Origin of the sequence: Streptomyces sp. NPDC050388, from assembly GCF_040655635.1 — a bacterium.
Taxonomy (GTDB): domain Bacteria; phylum Actinomycetota; class Actinomycetes; order Streptomycetales; family Streptomycetaceae; genus Streptomyces.
In genome coordinates this window covers 63,347-84,351 of the sequence record NZ_JBFAKH010000009.1, presented here as the reverse complement: position 1 = coordinate 84,351, position 21,005 = coordinate 63,347, and the positions used below count along the sequence as shown (strand labels likewise).

The following is a 21,005-nucleotide window of genomic DNA, read 5'->3' as shown; positions in this document are numbered from 1 at the left end:
GCCGGCGCCGCAGCCTTCGACGAGGAGAGCACGTGTCACAGGAGAACTCCGTCCAGGAACGGAACGACGAACACGAGGACGAAACGCCGCACGGCACGGCGCATGACACCGCGTACGACTACGACGTCCTCGTCGTCGGCTCGGGCTTCGGCGGTTCCGTCACGGCCCTGCGCCTGACCGAGAAGGGCTACCGCGTCGGCGTACTGGAAGCGGGCCGCCGCTTCACCCGCGACTCCCTGCCGAAGAACTCCTGGGACCTGAGGAACTACCTGTGGGCCCCCAGGCTCGGCATGTACGGCATCCAGCGCATCCATCTGCTGGGCAACGTGATGGTCCTGGCCGGCGCGGGCGTCGGCGGCGGCTCCCTCAACTACGCCAACACCCTCTACGTGCCGCCCAGACCCTTCTTCGACGACCCGCAGTGGCGCGACATCACCGACTGGCAGGACGAGCTGAAGCCGTACTACGACCAGGCGCGGCGCATGCTGGGCGTACGGCTCAACCCGACGACGACCCCGTCCGACGTGCACCTGAAGGCGGCGGCCGAGCGGATGGGCGTGGGCGACACCTTCCACATGGCCCCGGTCGGCGTCTTCTTCGGCGACGGCGAGGACGCCGACGGCACGGTGCGGGCGAAGCCGGGGCGGGAGGTGGCCGACCCGTACTTCGGCGGGGCGGGACCCGCGCGCCGGGCCTGTACCGAATGCGGCGAGTGCATGACCGGTTGCCGGCACGGCGCGAAGAACACCCTCAACGAGAACTACCTCCACCTCGCCGAGAAGGCGGGCGCGGTCGTCCACCCCATGACGACGGCCGTGTCGGTGACGGAGGACCCGCGGGGCGGATTCGCCGTCGCCACGCTCCCCACCGAAAACCGCCGCGACCGCCGCAAGGGCGGCGGGCGGACCTTCCGGGCCCGCCGCGTCGTGCTGGCCGCCGGCACGTACGGCACCCAGACACTGCTGCACCGCATGAAGGCCGACGGACGGCTCCCGCACATATCGGACCGGCTGGGCGAACTGACCCGTACCAACTCCGAGGCGCTGGTCGGCGCGCAGACCGACGACCGCCGCTATCGCAAGGCGACAGGGTCACCCAAGGTCGACTTCACCCGCGGCGTGGCCATCACCTCGTCGATCCACCCCGACGAGAACACCCATATCGAACCGGTCCGTTACGGTCGCGGCTCCAACTCGATGGGCGGCCTGTCGATCCTCCAGGTCCCGTACGCGGGCGGTGGTTCGGGCGCGGCCAGGGTGCTGGGCTGGCTGGGCAACGCGGCGAGGCACCCCTGGCTGATGGTGCGTTCGCTCTCCAACCGGCGCTGGTCGGAGCGGACCATCATCGGCCTGGTGATGCAGTCGTTGGACAACTCCCTGACGACGTACCTGAAACCGTCCGGGGCGGGCCGCGGGCTGCTCACCGCGCGGCAGGGCCACGGCGCCGCCAACCCCAAGCAGATCAAGGCGGCCACGGAGGGCGCGTCCGCCCTGGCGGCCGAGATCAACGGGTTCGCCGGTTCCAACATCGGCGAGCTGTCGGGCATGCCGCTCACCGCCCACTTCCTGGGCGGCTGCCCCATCGGCGCCACCCGGGACACCGGCGTGATCGACCCGTACCACCGCCTCTACGGTCACCCCGGCATCTCGGTCGTGGACGGGGCGGCGGTCTCGGCGAACCTGGGCGTGAACCCGTCCCTGACGATCACGGCACAGGCCGAGCGGGCCATGGCGTACTGGCCGAACAAGGGCGAACCCGACCCACGTCCGCAACAGGAGGCGGCCTATGAACGGCTCCAGCCGGTCGAGCCGAAGTCGCCGGCGGTCCCGGCGGACGCGTTCGGCGCGCTGAAGCTGCCGTTCCTGGGGATGCCGGCGGTGCCGCCGAAGAAGTAGCCGCGGCAGTCGGAGTGGTCGGGAGGTCCGGACGGTCCGGGTGGTCCGGGCGATCCGGAGAAGGGAAGAGGACCTGCGCCCCCCTCCGAGCGCAGGTCCTCTTCCCTATGTCTGCGGCGTGTTCACGCCACCTTGCTCACGGCGTGCTCACGCCACCGCACCGGCCTGGCGGCGACGCACCACGAACACCGCACCCGCACCGGCCACGACGGCGGCACCGCCGAGGAGTCCGATCATCGGAAGCGCGGAGCTGGAACCGGTCTCGGCCAGGCTGCCGGTGACCTTCGGGGTGTCGGCGGCCGGCTTCTTGTCCGTGACGGGGGCCTTGCCGCCTTCCTGCGGCTTGGTGCCCTCCGTGTCCGTACCGGCGGCCACGATCTGGAACTTGTACGACACGCCACCGAAGCCGACGCACTCGCCGTCGCTGTCGCCGTAGATCGTCGCGCCGAGCGAGAAGCCGGCGCCGACCGGGGCGGAGGCCTTCACATTGATCCGCATCGGGATGTTGACCTGGTAGCCGGCTTCGAGTTCGGTGCTGTAGCCGATGTAACCGGCCGCGTAGCCGTCCTCGTTGAGGTCGGCCCAGATCTTGTCCTCCGGGTCCCAGACCTGCAGCTGGACATGCTTGCTCCGGAACATGTCCTCGCCGTACTCATCGGGGGAGGCCCCGGCGAAGTAGTCGAGGTCCTCGAGGGTGGAGTCGGAGTTGTTCACCACGTCCAGCGAGAACTTGTGCCAGCCGCTGCCCACCGCGATCTTGCCGGGCAGGCCGGAGAAGCCGACGTCGACCTTGGTGTCCTCGCATATGGACGGCTCGGGGTCCGGAGTCTCGGACTCCTCCGGCTCCGACGCGCTGGGCGTGGGCTCGGGCGCGGAAGTGCTCGGGGCCGGGTCGGACTCGCTGGCCGTGGGCTCCGGCTCGGGCTCCTCGGCTCCGGGCTCGCCGGGCTCGTCCGTCTCGTCGTCGCCGGGGTTGTCGGTCGTCTCGGTGGCGGACGGCTCGGTGGACGGGTCGTCCGTCTCCGTCGGCTCGACCTCCTCGGGGGAGGAGATCGGCGACGGGTTTGTCGGGTCGTCGGTCGCGTACGCGGCCGGAGCCGCGAGGAGCGCAGCCGGGGCGATCACTGCTGTTGCGGCCGCAACAGCCATGGCGCGGCGGAGCTTCATGAAGACCTCGGTAAGTCAGGTGTACCGCCGGTTGCGGTACGCGTCAGGGGGGAGGACTCCGCGGTGGGGCGCGGGGTGTGGCCCGTGGTTCTGATGGGTTTGATCACCGAACCCCGTGAATGGTTGTCCTGACTCTGACAGGAATTTTATGTGAGGTGGATCACTCGTGTGGAGTGATCGGTGCGGACGTACGCTCACCCTTCGGTCCGCGTTGACGGAATCCGACACCTCTTGACAGAAAGCGCGTCACTCAGTGCCTGAGCAGCCATCCGAAGAGCCCACAAGACCGGAGCCCTCCACCCCGCCCGACGACGTGTGGGACACATTCTTCGCGGACAGTGAGCGCGACATCCGCGCCTCCGCCCCGAAGGAACCGTCCGCGCGGGCGCGGATGGTGACCGAGCGGCTGCGCGCCATGGACGAGGCGCAGGCCAGGTCGAACAGCGGTGGCGGGAAGCGTCGTTGGGGCCGGAACAAGCCCGCGGCCCCGCCCGCTCAGCCCGAGGGGTGGCGCACCGGGCCCGCCTGGCAGGAGATGAACGGCCGTACCACGCGCCGGCGCACGGGATGGAGCGTCGTCGGCGTGCTGGTGGCCGTGGCGGTGGCCGTGGTCGCCGTCAACCCGTCCGGCGCGCTCTCCTGGTTGCCCGGCGGTCCCGGTGACGGTTCGGGCACGTCGGACGGGGCGGGCGGGACGAATGGCGCCTCCGTCGCACCGCTGGCCCCCGAGACCGCCCGCCCCACGAGCGCCCCCTCCGCGGCCCCCGCCGATATGCCCACCCGGGAGCGGCCGTTCGCCGGATCTCCGGCCGCGCGGTGGGAGTCGGGAGCGGAGGCGATCCGGTTGCCGGAGGGGAAGGCGAAGGCCGTCAACGGTGTCTCCGCAGCCTCCGTCGAGGCGACCCTGGAGGGGGCGAGGGACTTCCTGATCGCCGCGAACCTCGACCATGAGGTGATCATGGGGGCCGAGCCGAAGGAGGCGCTGGCCCTCCTCGACCCGTTGATGGGGGACTACCTGACCGAGCTGCGCGCGGGGCTGCGCAAGCCCACGGTGGAGAACGACCCGGTGTGGACGTTCACCCGGTTCGACCCCGATGAGGTCGAACTGGTGGACGACGTGAGGGTTCGTGGACGTCTGACGGTCGAGCCCGTGCGCGGAACCGCCGGAAAGGCCGTGGTCAAGGGCGACTACACCTTCGTGTACGCGCTCGCCCGCCAGGGTGGGGACGAGGTGGCCCGGGTGATCGCGCGCCGGGTGATCGAGGTGGAGGCGGTGGACCCCGCCAGGTTCCAGGCGACCGGCGGACGCATCTGGCTCGGCGACATCAACAGCGAGATCAGCAACGACGACTGCCGGGACGGCGACGGAGTGATCCGCCCGCAGTTCCTCGCCGACCTGGAAGACGGTCCCGTACCGACGGGGGAGGCACGGGATCCGTACGACCGGAGCCAGGGGTTGGAGGGGGCCGCCGAGGAATGCGGCGTCGTGTCCCGCACCTGACACCGCGTCCCGCACGGGAATCGGCCGCAGGGGGAGGACCCCGCCGGTCGGCCCCGGGCGTCCCCGGGGCCGACCGTCCTCTTGGGTGACCGGGCTGCTGTCCCCTGCCGTCCGGTCACCTGTCCGGAACGAGGTCCCACGACGCACGGCGCGATCCGTACGTCCCATCGCTCCGGCGAGCCACGCGTGGTTCTTTCGAGCCCGCCTCTGGCTGACACGGACACCCGTACCAACGGCGCGACCGCGGCTCCGGTCACGCGCCGTACGGGTGAGGGGGGATGCGTACGTGTGTGCCTGGAACGCGGATTCAGTCACCGGCGGCAGACCCCGGTGTCCGGCCGGCTCAGATCCTGCCGCGACTCAGCTCCAGCAGGGTCATCGCGAGCGCGGTGCCCGACTTGCCCAGGGCGTCCCTGTAGTGGCTGAGGATCTCCATCTCGCGGGAGAGGTTCACGCGCCGGCCGCCGGAGGCGATCCGTTCCCGCTGGATGACGGCCGACACGGCCATCCGTTCCTGGACCAGGCCGATGATCCGATCGTCGAGCGCGTCGATCCGCTCGCGGGCGCCGGTGATCACGTCGGCGGCCTCGGCGGTGCGGGCGCCGGTCCTCTCGGCGGTCGTGCTGTCGACGGCCGTGATGTCGGTGGTGGTGGTCATGGCGGGGCTCCTCGCTGGATGTGTGGGGTGCCCTGGAACGACCGGGTCCGAAAACGCCAGGCGCCCCGGACCTTGTCGGCCCGGGGCGCCTGGGAAGTCGCTTGTCAGTTGCTCAAGCAGCACGACCATGGCAGCCGGTGGGCCGGTTGCCATAGGTAAAGAGGAAAGCCGAGAAGGCCGCGTGCGTGAACATGGGTCCCAGTATGCCGCGCTCGCCCCGGCCCGCCAACACGGGTCGCATGGTGAGACGGGCCCCCGCCGTGCGCGGCTGCGGTGGCCAGCGGTGGCCAGGGGAGGGCCGCACGTCCACCGGCTAGAATCGGAAGACACCAGAACCGCCCACCGCCGGAAGGCACCTCGTGTCATCAGCGACTTCCGCTGCCAACGCGCCCGACACCGTCCTGGTCGTCGACTTCGGCGCGCAGTACGCCCAGCTCATCGCCCGTCGCGTCCGCGAGGCGCGGGTCTACAGCGAGATCGTGCCGAGCACCATGCCGGTCGCGGAGATCCTTGCCAAGAACCCGGCGGCGATCATTCTCTCCGGCGGCCCCTCGTCGGTGTACGAGGAGGGCGCCCCCACCGTCGACCGCGCGCTCTTCGAGGCCGGCGTCCCGGTCTTCGGCATGTGCTACGGCTTCCAGCTCATGGCGCGGACCCTGGGCGGCCAGGTGGACAACACCGGCGCGCGTGAGTACGGCCGTACGGACCTGCACGTCTCCAAGTCGTCCTCCACCCTCTTCGAGGGCACCCCGGACGAGCAGGCCGTGTGGATGTCGCACGGCGACGCCTGCTCCGCCGCCCCCGAGGGATTCACCGTGACCGCCTCCACGGAGGTCGTCCCGGTCGCCGCCTTCGAGAACGACGACAAGAAGCTCTACGGCGTCCAGTACCACCCCGAGGTGATGCACTCCACGCACGGGCAGCAGGTGCTGGAGCACTTCCTGTACCGGGGCGCGGGCCTGAGCCCGAGCTGGACCACCGGCAGCGTCATCGAGGATCAGGTCGCCGCCATCCGCGAGCAGGTCGGTGATCGGCGCGCCATCTGCGGTCTGTCCGGCGGGGTGGACTCCGCCGTTGCCGCGGCCCTCGTCCAGAAGGCCATCGGTTCGCAGCTGACCTGCGTGTACGTCGACCACGGTCTGATGCGCAAGGGCGAGACCGAGCAGGTCGAGAAGGACTTCGTCGCCGCGACCGGCGTGCAGCTGAAGGTCGTGGACGCGTCGGAGCGGTTCCTGACCGCGCTCAAGGGCGTCTCGGACCCCGAGGAGAAGCGGAAGATCATCGGCCGCGAGTTCATCCGGGTCTTCGAGCAGGCCCAGGCCGAGATCGTCGCGGACGCGGGTCCGGCCGTGGAGTTCCTGGTCCAGGGCACCCTCTACCCGGACGTCGTCGAATCCGGCGGGGGCACCGGTACCGCCAACATCAAGTCCCACCACAACGTGGGCGGTCTGCCCGAGGACCTCGAGTTCAAGCTGATCGAGCCGCTGCGCCAGCTGTTCAAGGACGAGGTCCGGATGGTCGGCCAGGAACTCGGCCTGCCCGAGGAGATCGTCCAGCGGCAGCCGTTCCCCGGCCCGGGGCTCGGCATCCGCATCGTCGGCGAGGTGACCAAGGAGCGGCTCGACCTGCTGCGCGAGGCCGACGCCATCGCCCGCGAGGAGCTCACCGCGGCCGGCCTCGACCGGGACATCTGGCAGTGCCCCGTGGTCCTGCTCGCGGACGTCCGCAGCGTCGGTGTCCAGGGCGACGGCCGCACCTACGGTCACCCCATCGTCCTGCGCCCGGTGTCCTCCGAGGACGCGATGACCGCCGACTGGTCGCGGCTGCCGTACGACGTCCTCGGGAAGATCTCGACCCGCATCACCAACGAGGTGCGGGACGTCAACCGCGTCGTCCTCGACGTGACCTCCAAGCCGCCGGGGACCATCGAGTGGGAGTAGTCCCCGTTCGGGTGGTCCCCGTTCGGAGAGGGCTCACGTCCGTTTGAGCGTGCGCACCGGCTCACCGGGCTTCCAGACCTGGAGGACGAGATACGTCTCGTCCTCCACGTAGGTCCGTACGACCTCCGTCAACTCGGTGCGGAAGAGGTGGAACGGCTCCGGCGGTTCCACCTCTTCGACGTACCCGCTCCTGGTGTCCGCGTCGTCGACCTCGAACGCGCGTCCGCTGATCCGGACGTCCCCGCCGCCCATGCCCGTGCCCGTCCCCGGGTTCGCCTGGAGCGCGAAGCGCGGGTCGCGGCGCAGGTCGAGCGCCTTGAGCGAGTCCGGCATCATGCCGAGCCACAGCTCACCGTTCAGGAAGCGCACCTCCAGGCCGGTGGTGCGCGGCGACCCGTCCTTGCGCAGGGTCGCGAGGACGTGGTGGGTGTGCGCGCCGAAGCGCTCCTCCACGGTCTTCGCGAGAGCGGGTTCGGCGGAGGTGAAGGCCTCCCAGTTCGGGTGCACGGGAATCGTGTCCATGGGCCGAGTGTGGCGCGGATACCGGACGCCTTGTGTCGGGTATCCGCGGTGTCCTCCGGATGGAGCAACAGGCGGCGTACGGCGGTCGGCCACGGTCGGCCCGGGGGAATCTCACGACCGGGTCAACATGACGTCTCGAACTTCACCCACTGACCGGACCTGCCGGGTGGGGAGGGTCGGACGTAGGGCACAATTCGCATTCGTTGCCGGGGAGTTGCGTGCACCGATTGTGATCTTCAACGGGTGCGCGGACATGGGAAAGGCGGGCTTCGGGCGTGGCGGTGCAGGAGGCGAGACAGGGCGGTGCGGACGCGGGCGCCCACGAGGGCGGCTGCGCCTGCGGGGACTGTCCGCACGGGGTGCGTGAGGGGCACCGGCGCGCGGTCGCCGCGTTCCTGCTGAAGCGGGAGGAGTTCGCGGCCGGGCAGGGGCTGCCGGCGGCGGTCGCCCACTCGGCGTCCGCCTCCCGCCAGTGGGTCTCGGAGGAATTGGCGCAGGCCGCTGAACTCGTGGCCGAGCGCGGCCGGGCCGAGGGCGCGGCCTGGCTGGCGCGCCTGTGGCGTCGGACGGCGGTCGTGGTGTGGGCGGCGGTCGTGCTGCTGCTTCTGGGCCAGGCGCTCACGGCGATCGGCTCGGGCTGGAGTGCCGCGCGCACGGCCGGGTTGCTGGCCGCGCTGGTGGTGGCCGGCGCGCTGACCGCCGCTTCGTGGTTCCACCGGGCGCGGGGTGGGGTGCTGGCGCCGGTGATCGGGGAGGACAACCGTCTTTCCACCTCCCGCGCGGTGGCGGCCTCCTGGGTGCTGCTCCTGGCGTACGCGGTGCTGGTCCTGGTGGGGCAACTGGCGGTCGCCTCCGAGCACCGGGAACGCGACGCGCTGATCGCGGGACTGGAACTGGCCCGCGGTGCGGGCGTGGTGACCGTACTCGCCGTGGTGTGCGGGATCGCCGTGGTGGTGCGGCGGGTGGTCGGACTGCGTGTGCAGGGGCAGCGGCTGCAGAAGGTACGTGCGGACCGGCCCCGGGCGGCCGATCTGCTGACCGACGACGCGGGACGGGGCTGCTTCGCCGACATCCAGTACGTCGTGATCAGCGCCGTCGCGTTGGTGTTCGCGGCGGTGCGACTGGCGCGGCGGCCGGACCAGTTGCCCGATCTGCCGTGGGGGCTCGCGGTGGTCGTGCTGGTGTCGGCGGCGACCTATCTCGCGGGCAAGTACGCGGAGGGCGGCCGACCGGTCATCCTTTCGGTGGTACGGGCTCGGGAGGCCGGGGACCTGGACGCGCCGATCCGGACCGGCGACGACATCGAGATCCGGGGCACCGGCTTCGTTCCGACGGGCGCGCAGGGAGCCGACCGGCTGGCCCGGATGGTGGTCCGGGTGGGAACGGTGCACGTCCATGTGCCGCTGGTGCCGGTGAGGGGCGGTTTCGACAACCCGACGGATGCCCTGCTGACCGTTCCGGTCCCGGTGGAGGTGGAACCGGGGCGGGTGGAAGTGCAGGTCGTCACGGCAGCCGGGGTGGAGACGAACCGGTACACGATCGACGTGACGGACTAGCCGGACCGGTCGGCGTGGCCGAGTGGCCGAGCCGAGTGGTCGAGGTGAAGTTCCGAAAAAACAGGGCGGTAGTGGATTGATCCGGCCTTGATTGTCATACGTATGGTCTGTTGAGGGGGTCTCGGTACGGCGGCGAGAGGCGACAGACGGCGATGACTCAGGGTATGCGCACGGATACGTACAGCCCTCACTTCGGTGGCAGCAGGAACTGGCGGGACACCGCCACGCGGTACGCACTCCTGCCTCTGCGGATCTTTCTGGGCGTCACCTTCATCTATGCCGGACTGGACAAACTCACCGACAGCGCGTTCATGAAGGACGCCGGGGCCGGATCGATCGGCGACATGATGCGTGCCGTCCGCGACTCCTCGGCCATTCCCGGGCTGGTCGACATGTCCCTGCAGAATCCCGTCGCCTTCGGTTATGCCATCGCCTTCGGCGAGTTGGCCGTCGGCATCGGAACCCTCATCGGCCTGCTCGCCCGGACGGCCGCCCTCGGCGGCGCGCTGATCTCTCTCAGCCTGTGGCTGACGGTGAGCTGGGCCGCCGAACCGTACTACTACGGCAATGACCTCCCCTACCTCATGGGCTGGATCCCGCTGGTGCTGGCAGGTGCCCCCCTGCTCTCCGTGGACGCCGCCCTCCGGGGGCGCCGGCGACGGCGGGTGAGCGACTACCGGTAAGGCCGCCCCCGCCGGCGGCGAAAGTGCCGGGCCGGCCGCCTTCGTCAGGTCGGTGACTTCGCGTGGCTCTCCCGGTCGCCGGACCGTCTGTTCCGGCGTATCAGACCCGTCACGCTGCCCACCGCTGCGGCCAGGCACAGGCCGCCCACGACGACGGGGAACACGACGAACCACGGGGTGTCCCAGGCACCGCCCGCGTCTCCGGCGTAGAGCACGCCGGCGAGAGTGAGGAAGGTGCCGGCGACCAGCCTGCCGGGCTGGAACTCATGACGTAGCACGGCTCACCTCCGCCTGCCCGGCGCCGACCTGGAGGTCCAGGTCGAGCGTGCCCGCCTTCTTGACGCCCGCGGGCGGAGCCAGGGTCGCCTCCTTTTGCTTGCCGGGCGCCACGTCCACGTCCTTCCGCAGGTCGCCCGGCAACTGGATGTCGCCCAGCCCGACCTGGATGTTCAGCCGCACGGTCACGTTCTCGGGCACGATCACGTGGATGCGGCCCAGACCGACGTTCGCCCGCGTCGACAGGGTCTGCCCCTCGGCCACCCGCACCTTGGACAGATCGAGGGTGCCGCTCCCCGTGCCCAGGTCGTACGCCGGGCGTATCTGCGCGACCGAGGCGGGCTCCCAGCTGGTGCGCATCCACTCGGTGCCGATGTCCTTGGGCACGGTCGTGGAGGCGGCCAGCAGCCCCGCGGTGATGACCGCCAGGATGATCGACCCCGCCCCGGTGCGGCCCAGGAACGCACTGACCGCCACACCGACGCCGAAGACGGCGAGCGCACACGCGAGGCCGGTCTGCAGGCTGGTACCGAGCGGATGCTCCTGCCATGTCAGGCCTGTGCCCAGACCGGCCGCGAGCAGGGCGAGCAGGAAGACCCAGCCGCCGATCCCGCGGGGCCCTCGCGGCTTGACCGGCCGCGGGTGCGGGGCCCGCACGGCGCCGCGGCCGGAGCCGTGGGGGTCGAGGCGGACGTCGACCACTGAGGCGATGTCCAGGTCGCGGGAGTTCCCCGGGCCCCACAGATAGCCCGTACCGCCGGTGTACGTGCCGTCCTTGACGATGGGATCGCGCCACCAGGAGGAGTAGGAGGCGGGAACCGGCGGCGCCTGGGGCTCCGGCGGGGCGTCGGCGGCGGCCTGGGCGGCGAGGGGATCGGGGCTGGGGGCACCGCGGTGCCGGGACCAGTACCCGGCACCGGCGAGCAGCAGGGAGAGCATCACGGCGAAGCTCAGCACCCCGCCGTTGTTCAGCATGGTGAGGAAGACGCCGCAGCCGACCAGCGCGAAAAGTATCGCCGCCAGCGTGTGGCCGCCGACCCGGCCGGTCAGCAGTCTGCGCATCTCGTTCTCCTCCTCGCCCTCGTACGGGACGAGGAGCCAGGCGAAGCCGTAGAAGATGAGGCCGACGCCGCCGGTGGCGGAGAGCACCGCCAGCGTGATGCGGAAGATCACCGGGTCCATGTCGCACTGCCGGCCGAGCCCGGAGCACACTCCACCGATCATCTGGTGCCGGCGGTCGCGCCGGAACCGGTGCGGAGGCTCGGGCACGCCCGCCTCACCGGGCGGCTGCGGGGACCCGCCGGAAGCGGTCTCTCCGACCGCGCCGGAGCCGGGCCCCGGGCCCGGCGCGGCGTGCTGGTGATCTGTCATGAGTCCATGGTGCCGGGCGGGCCGCCGTGACGGCAGTCGGGACGACCCTGGCCGGACCCTGATATCGGCCCTGAGGGGTGCCCGGGGGGCTACCCGAGGGCCCGGACCCGGAGATCAGGGGAGTCTCCGGGATCGACCCTGATGCCCCGGAACCGGGGACCGTGTGACCATCATTGACATGTCGGAAGCCGCAGCAGCGCCACTCGTCGAGCCGCGGCCGCCGCGCAAGCTCTACCGCAGCAGTGATGGACGCTGGCTCGGTGGCGTGGCGCGGGGGCTCGCCGGACACCTCGGGCTGCCCGTGATCTGGGTACGGCTCATGTTCGTCGGCCTGTTCATGGCCGACGGCCTCGGCGCGCTGCTGTATGCCGCGTTCTGGTTCTTCGTACCGCTCGGAGTCGGCGGCGTGGACGCGCAGAAGCCGCCCCCGCTGGTCGGGACCGAGACCTCGCCGGACGGGCGGCGCAGACTCGTCACCCGCAGACCGGACAAGGGCCAGATCGTCGCCCTGCTCCTCATGGTCGTCGTGGCCCTGGGCTTCGTCGGCAATGTGAACCTGTCCAACGGCGCCAGGGCCTATCTCTGGCCGACCGTGCTGGTCGGCGCGGGCGTCGCCCTGGTCTGGCGGCAGGCCGACAACGCGCGCCGGGCCCGCTGGGTCGAGGTCGGCAGCCGTCGCCGTACGGTCACCCTGCTGCGGGGCGGCGCCGGCGTCCTGCTGGTCACGGCGGGGGCGTCGGGCATCTTCGTGCTGCGGGGCTCCGGTACTCACCTCGCGTCGGTGCTCCAGGCGGCCCTCGCGGTCCTCGTCGGGATCACACTTCTCGCCGGCCCCTACCTCGTGCGCATGACCCAGGACCTCTCCGAGGAACGGCTGATGCGCATCCGCGCCCAGGAGCGCGCCGAAGTCGCCGCCCACGTCCACGACTCGGTGCTGCACACCCTCACCCTGATCCAGCGCAACGCCGAGAGCCCGGGGGAGGTGCGCCGCCTCGCCCGCGCCCAGGAGCGCGACCTGCGCAACTGGCTCTACAAGCCCGAGGGCACCGGCAAGGACGAGGACGACGAGCCCACCACCCTCGCCGACGCCGTGCGGCGCAACGCCGCCGAGGTGGAGGACAAGCACGGCGTCCCCATCGAGGTCGTCGTCGTCGGCGACTGCCCGCTGGACGAGAAGATCGGCCCGCAGATGCAGGCCGCGCGCGAGGCTATGGTGAACGCGGCCAAGTACGGTGGCGAGGGGGGTGCCGTACAGGTCTACGCCGAAGTCGAGGGGAGGACGGTCTTCGTGTCCGTCCGGGACCGCGGCCCCGGCTTCGACCTCGACTCGATACCCGCCGACCGCATGGGTGTCAGAGAATCGATCATCGGCCGCATGGAGCGCAACGGCGGCACGGCGCGGCTGCGCGCGGTGCCGGACGGCGGCACGGAGGTCGAGCTGGAGATGGAGAGGGCGGAGAAGACGTCATGAGCGAGCCCACCGAACCGACCGGGACGAACGGAACGGCGGGACCGGCCGACGGCGCCGGACGCCATGTGCGTGTCGTCCTCGTCGACGACCACCGTATGTTCCGCACGGGCGTCCAGGCCGAGATCGGACAGACCGAACAGACCGGCGTCGAGGTGATCGGCGAGGCCGCCGACGTCGACCAGGCGGTCACGGTCATCACCGCGACCCGGCCCGAGGTCGTCCTCCTCGACGTGCACCTGCCCGGTGGCGGAGGCGTGGAAGTGCTCCGCCGCTGCACGCCGCTGATGGGCGACCCCGAACGGCCGGTCCGCTTCCTCGCGCTCTCGGTCTCGGACGCGGCGGAGGACGTGATCGGGGTGATCCGGGGCGGCGCCCGCGGATACGTGACCAAGACGATCACCGGGGCCGACCTGGTCGACTCGATCTTCCGGGTCCAGGAGGGCGACGCCGTCTTCTCCCCCCGCCTGGCCGGCTTCGTCCTCGACGCCTTCGCCTCCACCGACGCCCCTCCGGTCGACGAGGACCTCGACCGCCTCACCCAGCGCGAACGTGAAGTGCTGCGGCTGATCGCCCGCGGCTACGCGTACAAGGAGATCGCCAAGCAGCTTTTCATCTCCGTGAAGACGGTCGAGTCGCACGTCTCGGCGGTCCTGCGCAAGCTCCAGCTCTCCAACCGCCACGAGCTCACCCGCTGGGCGACGGCACGGCGCCTGGTGTGACCGTCCGGTGGGCGCCGCTGTGATCACTCCGTTCCTGACCTGTCGCAGCGAAGGCTGAGCGAATCCCGTTGAAGGCTGAGCGCCGAGCGGGTCGAGACCGGATGGGCGGAACAGGGTGACGTGATCGCACCGCACATGGCGAGCGCTGTGCACGCCGGTGAACCTGATGTCCAGGCTCCGGGTTCTCCCGCGTTGCGGGCCCCGGAGCCCTACCGCGGATCCCTGCGCATGCACCACGTGCGGGGGCCGGAGCCGGGGAGCAGGACCTCGGCTGTGACCTTGAAACCGAGGCGCTCGTAGAACGTCACGTTCCTCTCGCTGGAAGTTTCCAGGAACGCCGGGCACTCGGCGCGTTCGGCTGCCTCGATGCCGGGGGTCAGCACCGCGGTACCGAGGCCCCGCCCCTGGGTTCCGGGGGCGACTCCCACCGTGCTGAGGAACCACGTCGGCTCCTGCGGTCGATGCGGAGCGACGGCCTGCTCTGCGGACTCGTAGGCGGCCGTCCGGTCACCGGTGAGATCGCCGAGCAGTGGGCCGATCTCGGCGAAGGCGGGCGAGGGGTCCTGGTCAGGAGTGGCCCAGACAGCGACGGCGCGGCCCGCGTCGGCAACCCACACGCGGCCGTACACCATCCCGATGCGGGTCAGGCAGAGTTCTTGGAAGCGCCGGATCCGGGCCTCGTGGCTGTCTGCGGCGATCACGTGCCGGGTGAAGGGATAGTCGACGAAGGCCCGGGTGAGGGTGTCGACCGCGATGGGGACGTCGGCATCGGTGAGGGGACGTACGTCAGGGGCGTCCTGGTGCTGTGGCATGCCGATTGAACGATCTTGACGGCAGGTGAATTCCTGGTCGGAGGTCGGGCGGTGAGGCACGCAGCGGGCGCCGCGTACGAGGCGAGGACGGCACCGGGGACCCGGTGCCGTCCGGTCTCACGCGGCTCGGGCGCTCGGCCTTCGCTGCGACGGATCACGCTGGGGCCGGAGGGAGGAGGGCTGCATGCTGCTGCGTTTTCGTATGGCGGACGTACGGGCACTGTGCGACGACGCGTGAGTGCCACCTCGAACCAGACCGTCTTGCCGACGCCGGATTCGCGTAGCTCCGCATCCCAGTCGTCCGCCAGCGTTTCCACCAAGGTGAGGCCTCGGTCGGACTCGTCGTCCGGGCAGGCCGTGGCCGGGGTCGGCAGCGTCTCGTCGGCGTCGGTCACCGTGATGCGGAGGCGATTGTCCGTGAGTTCGCAGCGGGCCCGGATCTCGCGGCCGGCCGGGACCTTCGCATGGCGGTGGGCGTTGGTCATCAGCTCGCTGAGGAGGAGTTCCGCCGTGTCCGTCACGTCCTGCGGCAGGCGCCACTCGATGTCCCTCGGGGCGGTCGTCGGCAGCGGAAGTCGTGGGCTCTGCATGCGCGGTTCATCCCTTGCGTCGAACTTCTGACGTTTCGTGGGATCACGGTCTCGGCCCGCGCACAGCCTCGCGAGGAGCGACGTGGGTACAGCACGCGGTTGTCCCCACCGTGGACCCGGCGGAGGTGCGTGTGTCGACCGAAGTGAACTCCCAGCCGCCCGTGGCCTGGCGGTGAGGAATGAGTGGTGGGGTTCAACCCGCCGCCCATTCCTCCCTTGGCCGTGTTCCGTCAGGCCACAGCCCCACAGCCCCACAGCCCCACAGCCGTAGCCGTCGCGTCGGGCCGGTGTCGGGCGTGGGGTGGGGGCTGGTTAGGCTCCGGCTCATGGACGTACTCATCCACATATTTGTCGGACTGCACATCATCGGCATCGCGTCGCTGCTCGGCGGGTTCCTCACCCAGATGAAGGCCATGGGCCAGGGAACCGCCCGCTTCGTGCCCGCGATGCTGCACGGCGCGCTGACGATGCTGGTCACCGGTGTGGTCCTGGTCGGGCTCAACGAGGCGCAGAACCACTCCGTCGACCACATCAAGATCGGCGTCAAGCTGGCCCTGTTGATCGTGATCCTCGGCCTGGTCTACGTGAAGCGGGACGACGAGAAGGTGGACAAGGGCCTGTTCGGGCTGGTCGGGTTGCTGACCACGGCGAACATCTTCATCGCCGTGCTCTGGACCTGACAAAGGCCGACAGGGGGCCGGACGTGATCGTGGTCCGTGCGGAGGCCGCCGCGCCGACGGCGACCGCCAGCCAGACGGCCACCGCGACCCACAGCAGTACCCGCCCCAGGCCCTCGAGCCAGGGGACACCGAGGGCGGCGGACGCGGAGAGCGTCGCCGCCGCCGCCATGCCGAGGGGGAACACGGTCGCCCAGCGCCGTGTGTCGTAGGCCGGCCGCGGCCGGACGGCTTCGGCGGCCAGCAGCACCGCGTACCAGGCCAGGTCGAGCACCAGCAGGGTGACGGTCGTCAGGTACAGGACACCGCGGTCGTCGTCGTTCCACAGGTACAGCCGGGCGCTGTCGGCGGTGAGCAGCTTGACCCCGGCGAGCGACGAGATGGCGATGGCACCGCCCGCGACCCAGTGGTCCCCGGCCCCCTCGAGCACCTGCCGCGGGTCGAAGCGGAACAGGGCGAGCCCGTAGAGCACCAGCCCGAACCAGAACAGCACCAGTGCCACCCGCGCGAGCCAGGCTGCCGACTCGGCCGCGGCGAGCGTGGCGCCCAGTACGGCGAGCCCCTGCGTGGCCACGCAGGCCAGGAACACGGAGCCGGGCATGCGCGGCCGCCAGTGCCGTACGACGAGGACGAGCAGCGTCGGCCAGAGCACGGTGGCCAGCGCGAGCAGCGCCCCGGCCAGGGCGTCGTAACCAAGGGCGGACACCCGCGTGCCGAGCACGGTCGTCGCGGCGACCGCGGTGAGCGAACCCGGGGTCTCCGCCTCCGACACCCACCGCTCCCGTTCCCGCAGCAACCGCAGGACGAACTGCGCCGCCAGCCCCAGCCAGGCGGCGCAGGCGAGCACGAGGAAGACCAGGGAGAGGGTCTCCCACCCCGCCAGCTGCAGGGCCACGGACACGATGCCGGTCGCCATCACGGCGGAACCGGCCGCCGGGGAACGCTGCGCCCACCAGGCGCGGGAGGGGGAAGGAGGGGGGGTAGGGGCGGGCATGGGGCGATGTTAGAAGAACCCGCCGCGCGCGAAGGCGCGCCGGGCCGTGGGGCGGACCGCGGGTCGAAGCCCGGGTCAGGCCGGGCGGACCACGCTGTGGATCGACGACTCGCCGTCGTAGAAGACCGATTCCTCGCGGACGTAGGTGCCGGGCTTCGGCGCGTGGATCATCATGCCGTTGCCGACGTAGACGCCCACATGAGTGATGTCGTCGTAGAAGAAGACGAGGTCGCCGGGCTGGGCCTGGGACAGCGGAACCGTGGTTCCGGCGTCGACCTGGTCGTAGGTGGTGCGGGGGAGGGTGACGCCGGCGGCCTTCCAGGCGGCCTGGGTGAGGCCGGAGCAGTCGTAGGAGCCGGGACCGGTGGCGCCCCAGACGTAGGGCTTGCCGATCTGCGCGCGGGCGAAGGCGATGGCCTTCTCTGCCTTGGCGGCGTACGAGGAGTCCGTCGGGGGTGACGGCGACGTCGACGGCGACGTCGACGGCGGGGTCGACGGCGCGGTCGTCGAGCCGGAGGAGCCGGATGCGCCGGCCGTGCCGGAGGCGTCGGACGCGCCGCTCTCCTGCTGGGCCTCCTGCTCGGCCTTCTGCTGTTCCGCCTGCTGCCGGGCGAGCTCGGCGGCCTTGCGGGCGGCCTCTTCCTGCTTCTTCTCCTCGGCCGCCGCGAGCCGCGCCTTCTCCTCGGCGTCCAGCTTCGACAGCAGCTCGCGCGCGGTGCTGAGCTTCTTCTGGACGGTGGCCTTCGCGGCCTTCAGGTCGTTCTGCGACTCGGTGAGCGCCTCGAGGCTCTCGGTGGCCTCCTGCCGCTTCTCCATCGTCTCGGACTGCTTGGTGACGTAGTCGTCGACCGCTTCCTTCTGGCGGTCGGTCATCCGGTCCATCAGCTGGTTCTGGTCGAAGAAGTCCTGCGGGGAGTCCGCGAGCAGGAAGGTCGCCGTGTCCGGGACGCCCGCGCCGGTCCGGTACTGGGCGGCGGCGAAGGAGCCCAGTTTCTCCCGCGCCTCGTTGAGCGTCTGGGTGCGCTGGGCCACGTCGTCGAGGAGGGTGTCGACGCGCTTGCGCTGCTTGGTGGTCCTCTCCTTGGCCGCGTTGTACTTCTCGGTCGCCGACTCCGCCTGGCGGTACAGGTCGTCGACCTTCTTCTCGACCTCCTCCAGACTCGGCCGGCCGTCGTCCGAGGGAGCGGCCTCGGCGGTCTGGGACAGCAGGGCGACGGAGGTCAGGGCCGCCGTGGCGAGGGCGGGGGTCCGTTTGCCGGCCACGCGCGTACCGGGGGTGCGCGACTTGCGGTGCGACGCCAAGGGAGGCGACTCCTTCCAACGTTCCGCCTGCGGGGCGGCGGCAGGGGGACTTCCGGGCCGTCATCGCTCCGGGGAGGGCCTGGGACCGGCTGCCGCGACGGCGGTGACGGACTCGGCGGAGGCCGCTCGGCCCGGCGGGGTTCGCCGGTGGGGGACGCGCGGCCCGCCCGAACGGTAGCCAACTCATGTGGCTCGTGTGAAGGTTGATGGGTGATATGCCCGATACGTTTTCGTGACCTTCTTCGTCACGTCACGCAGGGTGAGGTCGCGGTGCTGGAGGGTGGGGGTGCGGTGCGGGGGCGATGTTCTCGGGGTGGCCACGGCTTGTCTGTGGGGCGGCCTAGACTCGGAGAGCGATGAGCAGCCTCTTTGACGACAGCTTCCTGGCGGACCTCCAGGCCCAGCGGGGCCCCGCGGAGGAGCCCCCGCCGCCGCCCGAGGACGATCATGTGCCGGAGGAGGTTCCGGCCGATCTGTTCGGCGGGAAGTTCGACGTGCCGCCGGACCGGGACACCCACTACCGCGACGGTGCCCCGCGCCCGGTGCTGGACCCCGCCGCCCTCCTGGAAGGACTGAACGACAACCAGCGCGCCGCCGTCACGCACTCCGGCTCCCCGCTGCTCATCGTGGCCGGCGCCGGCTCCGGCAAGACCCGGGTGCTCACGCACCGCATCGCGCACCTGCTCGCCGCGCGGAGCGTCCACCCGGGCCAGATCCTCGCGATCACCTTCACCAACAAGGCCGCCGGTGAGATGAAGGAGCGGGTCGAGCAGCTCGTAGGCCCGCGCGCGCACGCGATGTGGGTCATGACGTTCCACAGTGCCTGTGTGCGCATCCTGCGCCGCGAGAGCAAGAAGCTCGGCTTCACGTCGTCGTTCTCCATCTACGACGCGGCCGACTCCAAGCGCCTGATGGCCCTGGTCTGCCGTGACCTGGACCTCGACCCGAAGCGTTATCCGCCCAAGTCCTTCAGCGCCAAGATCAGCAATCTGAAGAACGAGCTGATCGACGAGGAGGACTTCGCCGCGCAGGCGGCCGACGGCTTCGAGAAGACGCTCGCCCAGGCCTACGCGCTCTACCAGTCGCGGCTGCGCGAGGCCAACGCGCTCGACTTCGACGACCTGATCATGACGACGGTCAACCTGCTGCGCGCCTTCCCGGACGTCGCCGAGCACTACCGCCGCCGTTTCCGGCACGTCCTCGTGGACGAGTACCAGGACACCAACCACGCCCAGTACGCACTCGTGCGCGAGTTGGTCGGCACCTCCGAGCCCCCCGTCGACGGACAGCCGGGCGCGCACGAGCTGCCGCCCGCCGAACTGTGCGTGGTGGGCGACGCCGACCAGTCGATCTACGCCTTCCGTGGTGCGACGATCCGCAACATCCTCCAGTTCGAGGAGGACTACCCGAACGCGACGACGATCCTGCTCGAGCAGAACTACCGCTCCACGCAGACGATCCTCAGCGCCGCCAACGCCGTCATCGAGCGCAACGAGTCCCGCCGCCCCAAGAACCTGTGGACCAACGCGGGCACCGGCGCGCAGATCACCGGATACGTCGCCGACACCGAGCACGACGAGGCCCAGTTCGTCTCCGACGAGATAGACCGCCTCACGGACGCGGGCGAGGCCAAGGCCGGGGACGTCGCCGTCTTCTACCGCACCAACGCCCAGTCCCGTGTCTTCGAAGAGATCTTCATCCGGGTCGGCCTGCCCTACAAGGTCGTCGGAGGCGTCCGCTTCTACGAGCGCAAGGAGGTCCGGGACGTCCTGGCCTACCTGCGGGTGCTCGCCAACCCCGAGGACTCGGTGCCGCTGCGCCGCATCCTCAACGTCCCCAAGCGGGGCATCGGCGACCGCGCGGAGGCCATGATCGACGCGCTCTCCCAGCGCGAGAAGATCAGTTTCCCGCAGGCGCTGAAGCGCGTCGACGAGGCGTACGGCATGGCCGCGCGCTCCGCCAACGCGGTGAAGCGGTTCAACACGCTGATGGAGGACCTCCGTACGATCGTCGAGTCCGGCGCGGGCCCGGCGACGGTCCTGGAGGCGGTCCTCGAACGCACCGGCTACCTCGCCGAGTTGCAGGCATCCACCGACCCGCAGGACGAGACCCGGATCGAGAACCTCCAGGAACTCGCCGCCGTAGCCCTGGAGTTCGAGCAGGAGCGCGGCGAGGGCGAGTCGGTCGCGCTGTCCGACTTCCTGGAGCAGGTCGCCCTGGTCGCCGACTCCGACCAGATCCCCGACGAGGACGAGGACGGCTCCGGCGTCATCACCCTGATGACCCTGCACACCGCCAAGGGCCTGGAGTTCCCCGTCGTCTTCCTGACCGGCATGGAGGACGGCGTCTTCCCGCACATGCGCGCCCTCGGCCAGACCAAGGAGCTGGAGGAGGAGCGGCGCCTGGCGTACGTCGGCATCACGCGCGCGCGTGAGCGGCTGTACCTCACCCGGTCGACGCTGCGCAGCGCCTGGGGGCAGCCCTCGTACAACCCGCCGTCGCGTTTCCTGGAGGAGATCCCGGCCGCCCATCTGGAGTGGAAGCGGACGGGTGCGAGTTCCCCGGTGCCCTCCGGACCGGTGTCCGGGGTGGCGGCCTCGCTGTCGTCGTCCCGTTCCCGCTCGGCGGCGTCGGGTGCGTCCGGCTTCGCCACGCGCCGGGCCGCCGAGAAGCCGGTGGTGTCGCTGGCGGTCGGAGACCGTGTCACGCACGACCAGTTCGGGCTCGGCACCGTCGTCGCGGTGAAGGGCACGGGGGGCAACGCCGAGGCGACGATCGACTTCGGGGACACCAAGCCGAAGCGACTGCTGCTGCGGTACGCGCCGGTCGAGAAGCTGTAGCCGGGTGCCGGGAGCGCCCGGCACCCGAGCC

At 70.9% G+C, this 21,005-nt stretch carries 18 protein-coding genes; 9 read left to right on the top strand and 9 right to left on the bottom strand.

The features are described 5' to 3' along the window. Positions 1 to 32 precede the first annotated feature (32 nt). Positions 33 to 1,895, top strand: a complete 1,863-nt coding sequence (locus AB0I73_RS07395) for a GMC family oxidoreductase (protein WP_363034710.1) — start codon at positions 33 to 35, stop codon at positions 1,893 to 1,895. 147 nt (positions 1,896 to 2,042) lie between these two features. Here the strand turns inward: AB0I73_RS07395 and AB0I73_RS07390 are convergent, their stop codons facing one another. Then, the gene (locus AB0I73_RS07390) at positions 2,043 to 3,062 is read right to left on the bottom strand and encodes an LAETG motif-containing sortase-dependent surface protein (protein WP_363034708.1); all 1,020 of its coding nucleotides are present in this window, start codon (positions 3,060 to 3,062) and stop codon (positions 2,043 to 2,045) included. A 313-nt stretch (positions 3,063 to 3,375) separates the two neighbouring features. Between AB0I73_RS07390 and AB0I73_RS07385 the strand changes: the two genes are divergently transcribed. Continuing rightward, positions 3,376 to 4,563: a hypothetical protein gene (locus AB0I73_RS07385; protein WP_363034706.1), complete on the top strand. Its 1,188-nt coding sequence runs from the start codon at positions 3,376 to 3,378 to the stop codon at positions 4,561 to 4,563. 343 nt (positions 4,564 to 4,906) lie between these two features. Here AB0I73_RS07385 and AB0I73_RS07380 read toward each other — a convergent pair whose 3' ends face one another. Beyond that, positions 4,907 to 5,221, bottom strand: a complete 315-nt coding sequence (locus AB0I73_RS07380) for a chorismate mutase (RefSeq protein WP_363034704.1) — start codon at positions 5,219 to 5,221, stop codon at positions 4,907 to 4,909. Positions 5,222 to 5,580: 359 nt separating this feature from the next. Between AB0I73_RS07380 and guaA the strand changes: the two genes are divergently transcribed. After that, positions 5,581 to 7,161, top strand: coding sequence for a glutamine-hydrolyzing GMP synthase (gene guaA, locus AB0I73_RS07375; protein ID WP_363034702.1), 1,581 nt, complete (start codon positions 5,581 to 5,583; stop codon positions 7,159 to 7,161). Between the two features lie 33 nt (positions 7,162 to 7,194). Here the strand turns inward: guaA and AB0I73_RS07370 are convergent, their stop codons facing one another. Continuing rightward, positions 7,195 to 7,683: a pyridoxamine 5'-phosphate oxidase family protein gene (locus tag AB0I73_RS07370; protein ID WP_363034700.1), complete on the bottom strand. Its 489-nt coding sequence runs from the start codon at positions 7,681 to 7,683 to the stop codon at positions 7,195 to 7,197. A gap of 275 nt (positions 7,684 to 7,958) precedes the next feature. On the opposite strand from AB0I73_RS07370, the gene AB0I73_RS07365 reads away from it, so the two are divergent. Both AB0I73_RS07365 and AB0I73_RS07360 read left to right on the top strand, forming a co-directional pair. Continuing rightward, complete coding sequence (locus AB0I73_RS07365; RefSeq protein WP_363034698.1) at positions 7,959 to 9,239, top strand: hypothetical protein; 1,281 nt, start codon at positions 7,959 to 7,961, stop codon at positions 9,237 to 9,239. Positions 9,240 to 9,391: 152 nt separating this feature from the next. Continuing rightward, complete coding sequence (locus AB0I73_RS07360; protein ID WP_363034696.1) at positions 9,392 to 9,922, top strand: DoxX family protein; 531 nt, start codon at positions 9,392 to 9,394, stop codon at positions 9,920 to 9,922. A gap of 44 nt (positions 9,923 to 9,966) precedes the next feature. On the opposite strand, the gene AB0I73_RS07355 is transcribed toward AB0I73_RS07360, so the two are convergent. Both AB0I73_RS07355 and AB0I73_RS07350 read right to left on the bottom strand, forming a co-directional pair. Next, on the bottom strand, positions 9,967 to 10,200 hold the full coding sequence (locus tag AB0I73_RS07355; RefSeq protein WP_363034694.1) for a hypothetical protein: 234 nt from the start codon (positions 10,198 to 10,200) through the stop codon (positions 9,967 to 9,969). Further along, the gene (locus AB0I73_RS07350; RefSeq protein WP_363034692.1) at positions 10,187 to 11,569 is read right to left on the bottom strand and encodes a PspC domain-containing protein; all 1,383 of its coding nucleotides are present in this window, start codon (positions 11,567 to 11,569) and stop codon (positions 10,187 to 10,189) included. The genes AB0I73_RS07355 and AB0I73_RS07350 overlap by 14 nt, the downstream gene beginning before the upstream one ends. Before the next feature lie 178 nt (positions 11,570 to 11,747). Here AB0I73_RS07350 and AB0I73_RS07345 point away from each other — a divergent pair, with 178 nt between their 5' ends. Then, positions 11,748 to 13,040 carry a PspC domain-containing protein gene (locus AB0I73_RS07345; RefSeq protein WP_363034690.1) on the top strand — a complete coding sequence of 431 codons (1,293 nt, stop codon included), beginning with the start codon at positions 11,748 to 11,750 and terminating at the stop codon, positions 13,038 to 13,040. Beyond that, complete coding sequence (locus AB0I73_RS07340) at positions 13,037 to 13,759, top strand: response regulator transcription factor (RefSeq protein WP_363034688.1); 723 nt, start codon at positions 13,037 to 13,039, stop codon at positions 13,757 to 13,759. The genes AB0I73_RS07345 and AB0I73_RS07340 overlap by 4 nt, the downstream gene beginning before the upstream one ends. 209 nt (positions 13,760 to 13,968) lie before the next feature. On the opposite strand, the gene AB0I73_RS07335 is transcribed toward AB0I73_RS07340, so the two are convergent. Further along, positions 13,969 to 14,571: a GNAT family N-acetyltransferase gene (locus AB0I73_RS07335; RefSeq protein WP_363034686.1), complete on the bottom strand. Its 603-nt coding sequence runs from the start codon at positions 14,569 to 14,571 to the stop codon at positions 13,969 to 13,971. Beyond that, entirely contained in the window at positions 14,457 to 15,161 is a 705-nt protein-coding gene (locus AB0I73_RS07330) for an ATP-binding protein (RefSeq protein ID WP_363034684.1), read from the bottom strand. Before AB0I73_RS07330 ends, AB0I73_RS07335 begins: the two co-directional genes overlap by 115 nt. Positions 15,162 to 15,487: 326 nt before the next feature. Here AB0I73_RS07330 and AB0I73_RS07325 point away from each other — a divergent pair, with 326 nt between their 5' ends. Then, positions 15,488 to 15,841, top strand: a complete 354-nt coding sequence (locus tag AB0I73_RS07325; RefSeq protein ID WP_109377742.1) for a hypothetical protein — start codon at positions 15,488 to 15,490, stop codon at positions 15,839 to 15,841. On the opposite strand, the gene AB0I73_RS07320 is transcribed toward AB0I73_RS07325, so the two are convergent. Both AB0I73_RS07320 and AB0I73_RS07315 read right to left on the bottom strand, forming a co-directional pair. After that, positions 15,819 to 16,832, bottom strand: a complete 1,014-nt coding sequence (locus tag AB0I73_RS07320; protein ID WP_363034681.1) for a tellurite resistance/C4-dicarboxylate transporter family protein — start codon at positions 16,830 to 16,832, stop codon at positions 15,819 to 15,821. The two genes, AB0I73_RS07325 and AB0I73_RS07320, sit on opposite strands and share 23 nt — an antisense overlap. Positions 16,833 to 16,907: 75 nt before the next feature. Beyond that, complete coding sequence (locus AB0I73_RS07315) at positions 16,908 to 18,134, bottom strand: NlpC/P60 family protein (RefSeq protein WP_363034679.1); 1,227 nt, start codon at positions 18,132 to 18,134, stop codon at positions 16,908 to 16,910. A 356-nt stretch (positions 18,135 to 18,490) separates the two neighbouring features. Here AB0I73_RS07315 and pcrA point away from each other — a divergent pair, with 356 nt between their 5' ends. Beyond that, positions 18,491 to 20,974 (top strand): DNA helicase PcrA, encoded by a 2,484-nt coding sequence (pcrA, locus tag AB0I73_RS07310; RefSeq protein WP_363034677.1) that lies wholly within the window; start codon positions 18,491 to 18,493, stop codon positions 20,972 to 20,974. Positions 20,975 to 21,005 lie beyond the last annotated feature (31 nt).

Bases quoted from the DNA above. Each gene is read 5' to 3' on its own strand.
- AB0I73_RS07335 (WP_363034686.1), bottom strand. From the start codon at position 14,571: ATGCCACAGCACCAGGACGCCCCTGACGTACGTCCCCTCACCGATGCC.
- AB0I73_RS07390 (WP_363034708.1), bottom strand. From the start codon at position 3,062: ATGAAGCTCCGCCGCGCCATGGCTGTTGCGGCCGCAACAGCAGTGATC.
- AB0I73_RS07360 (WP_363034696.1), top strand. From the start codon at position 9,392: ATGACTCAGGGTATGCGCACGGATACGTACAGCCCTCACTTCGGTGGC.
- AB0I73_RS07320 (WP_363034681.1), bottom strand. From the start codon at position 16,832: ATGCCCGCCCCTACCCCCCCTCCTTCCCCCTCCCGCGCCTGGTGGGCG.
- AB0I73_RS07345 (WP_363034690.1), top strand. From the start codon at position 11,748: ATGTCGGAAGCCGCAGCAGCGCCACTCGTCGAGCCGCGGCCGCCGCGC.
- AB0I73_RS07340 (WP_363034688.1), top strand. From the start codon at position 13,037: ATGAGCGAGCCCACCGAACCGACCGGGACGAACGGAACGGCGGGACCG.
- AB0I73_RS07350 (WP_363034692.1), bottom strand. From the start codon at position 11,569: ATGACAGATCACCAGCACGCCGCGCCGGGCCCGGGGCCCGGCTCCGGC.
- AB0I73_RS07330 (WP_363034684.1), bottom strand. From the start codon at position 15,161: ATGCAGAGCCCACGACTTCCGCTGCCGACGACCGCCCCGAGGGACATC.
- AB0I73_RS07370 (WP_363034700.1), bottom strand. From the start codon at position 7,683: ATGGACACGATTCCCGTGCACCCGAACTGGGAGGCCTTCACCTCCGCC.
- pcrA (WP_363034677.1), top strand. From the start codon at position 18,491: ATGAGCAGCCTCTTTGACGACAGCTTCCTGGCGGACCTCCAGGCCCAG.
- AB0I73_RS07325 (WP_109377742.1), top strand. From the start codon at position 15,488: ATGGACGTACTCATCCACATATTTGTCGGACTGCACATCATCGGCATC.
- AB0I73_RS07380 (WP_363034704.1), bottom strand. From the start codon at position 5,221: ATGACCACCACCACCGACATCACGGCCGTCGACAGCACGACCGCCGAG.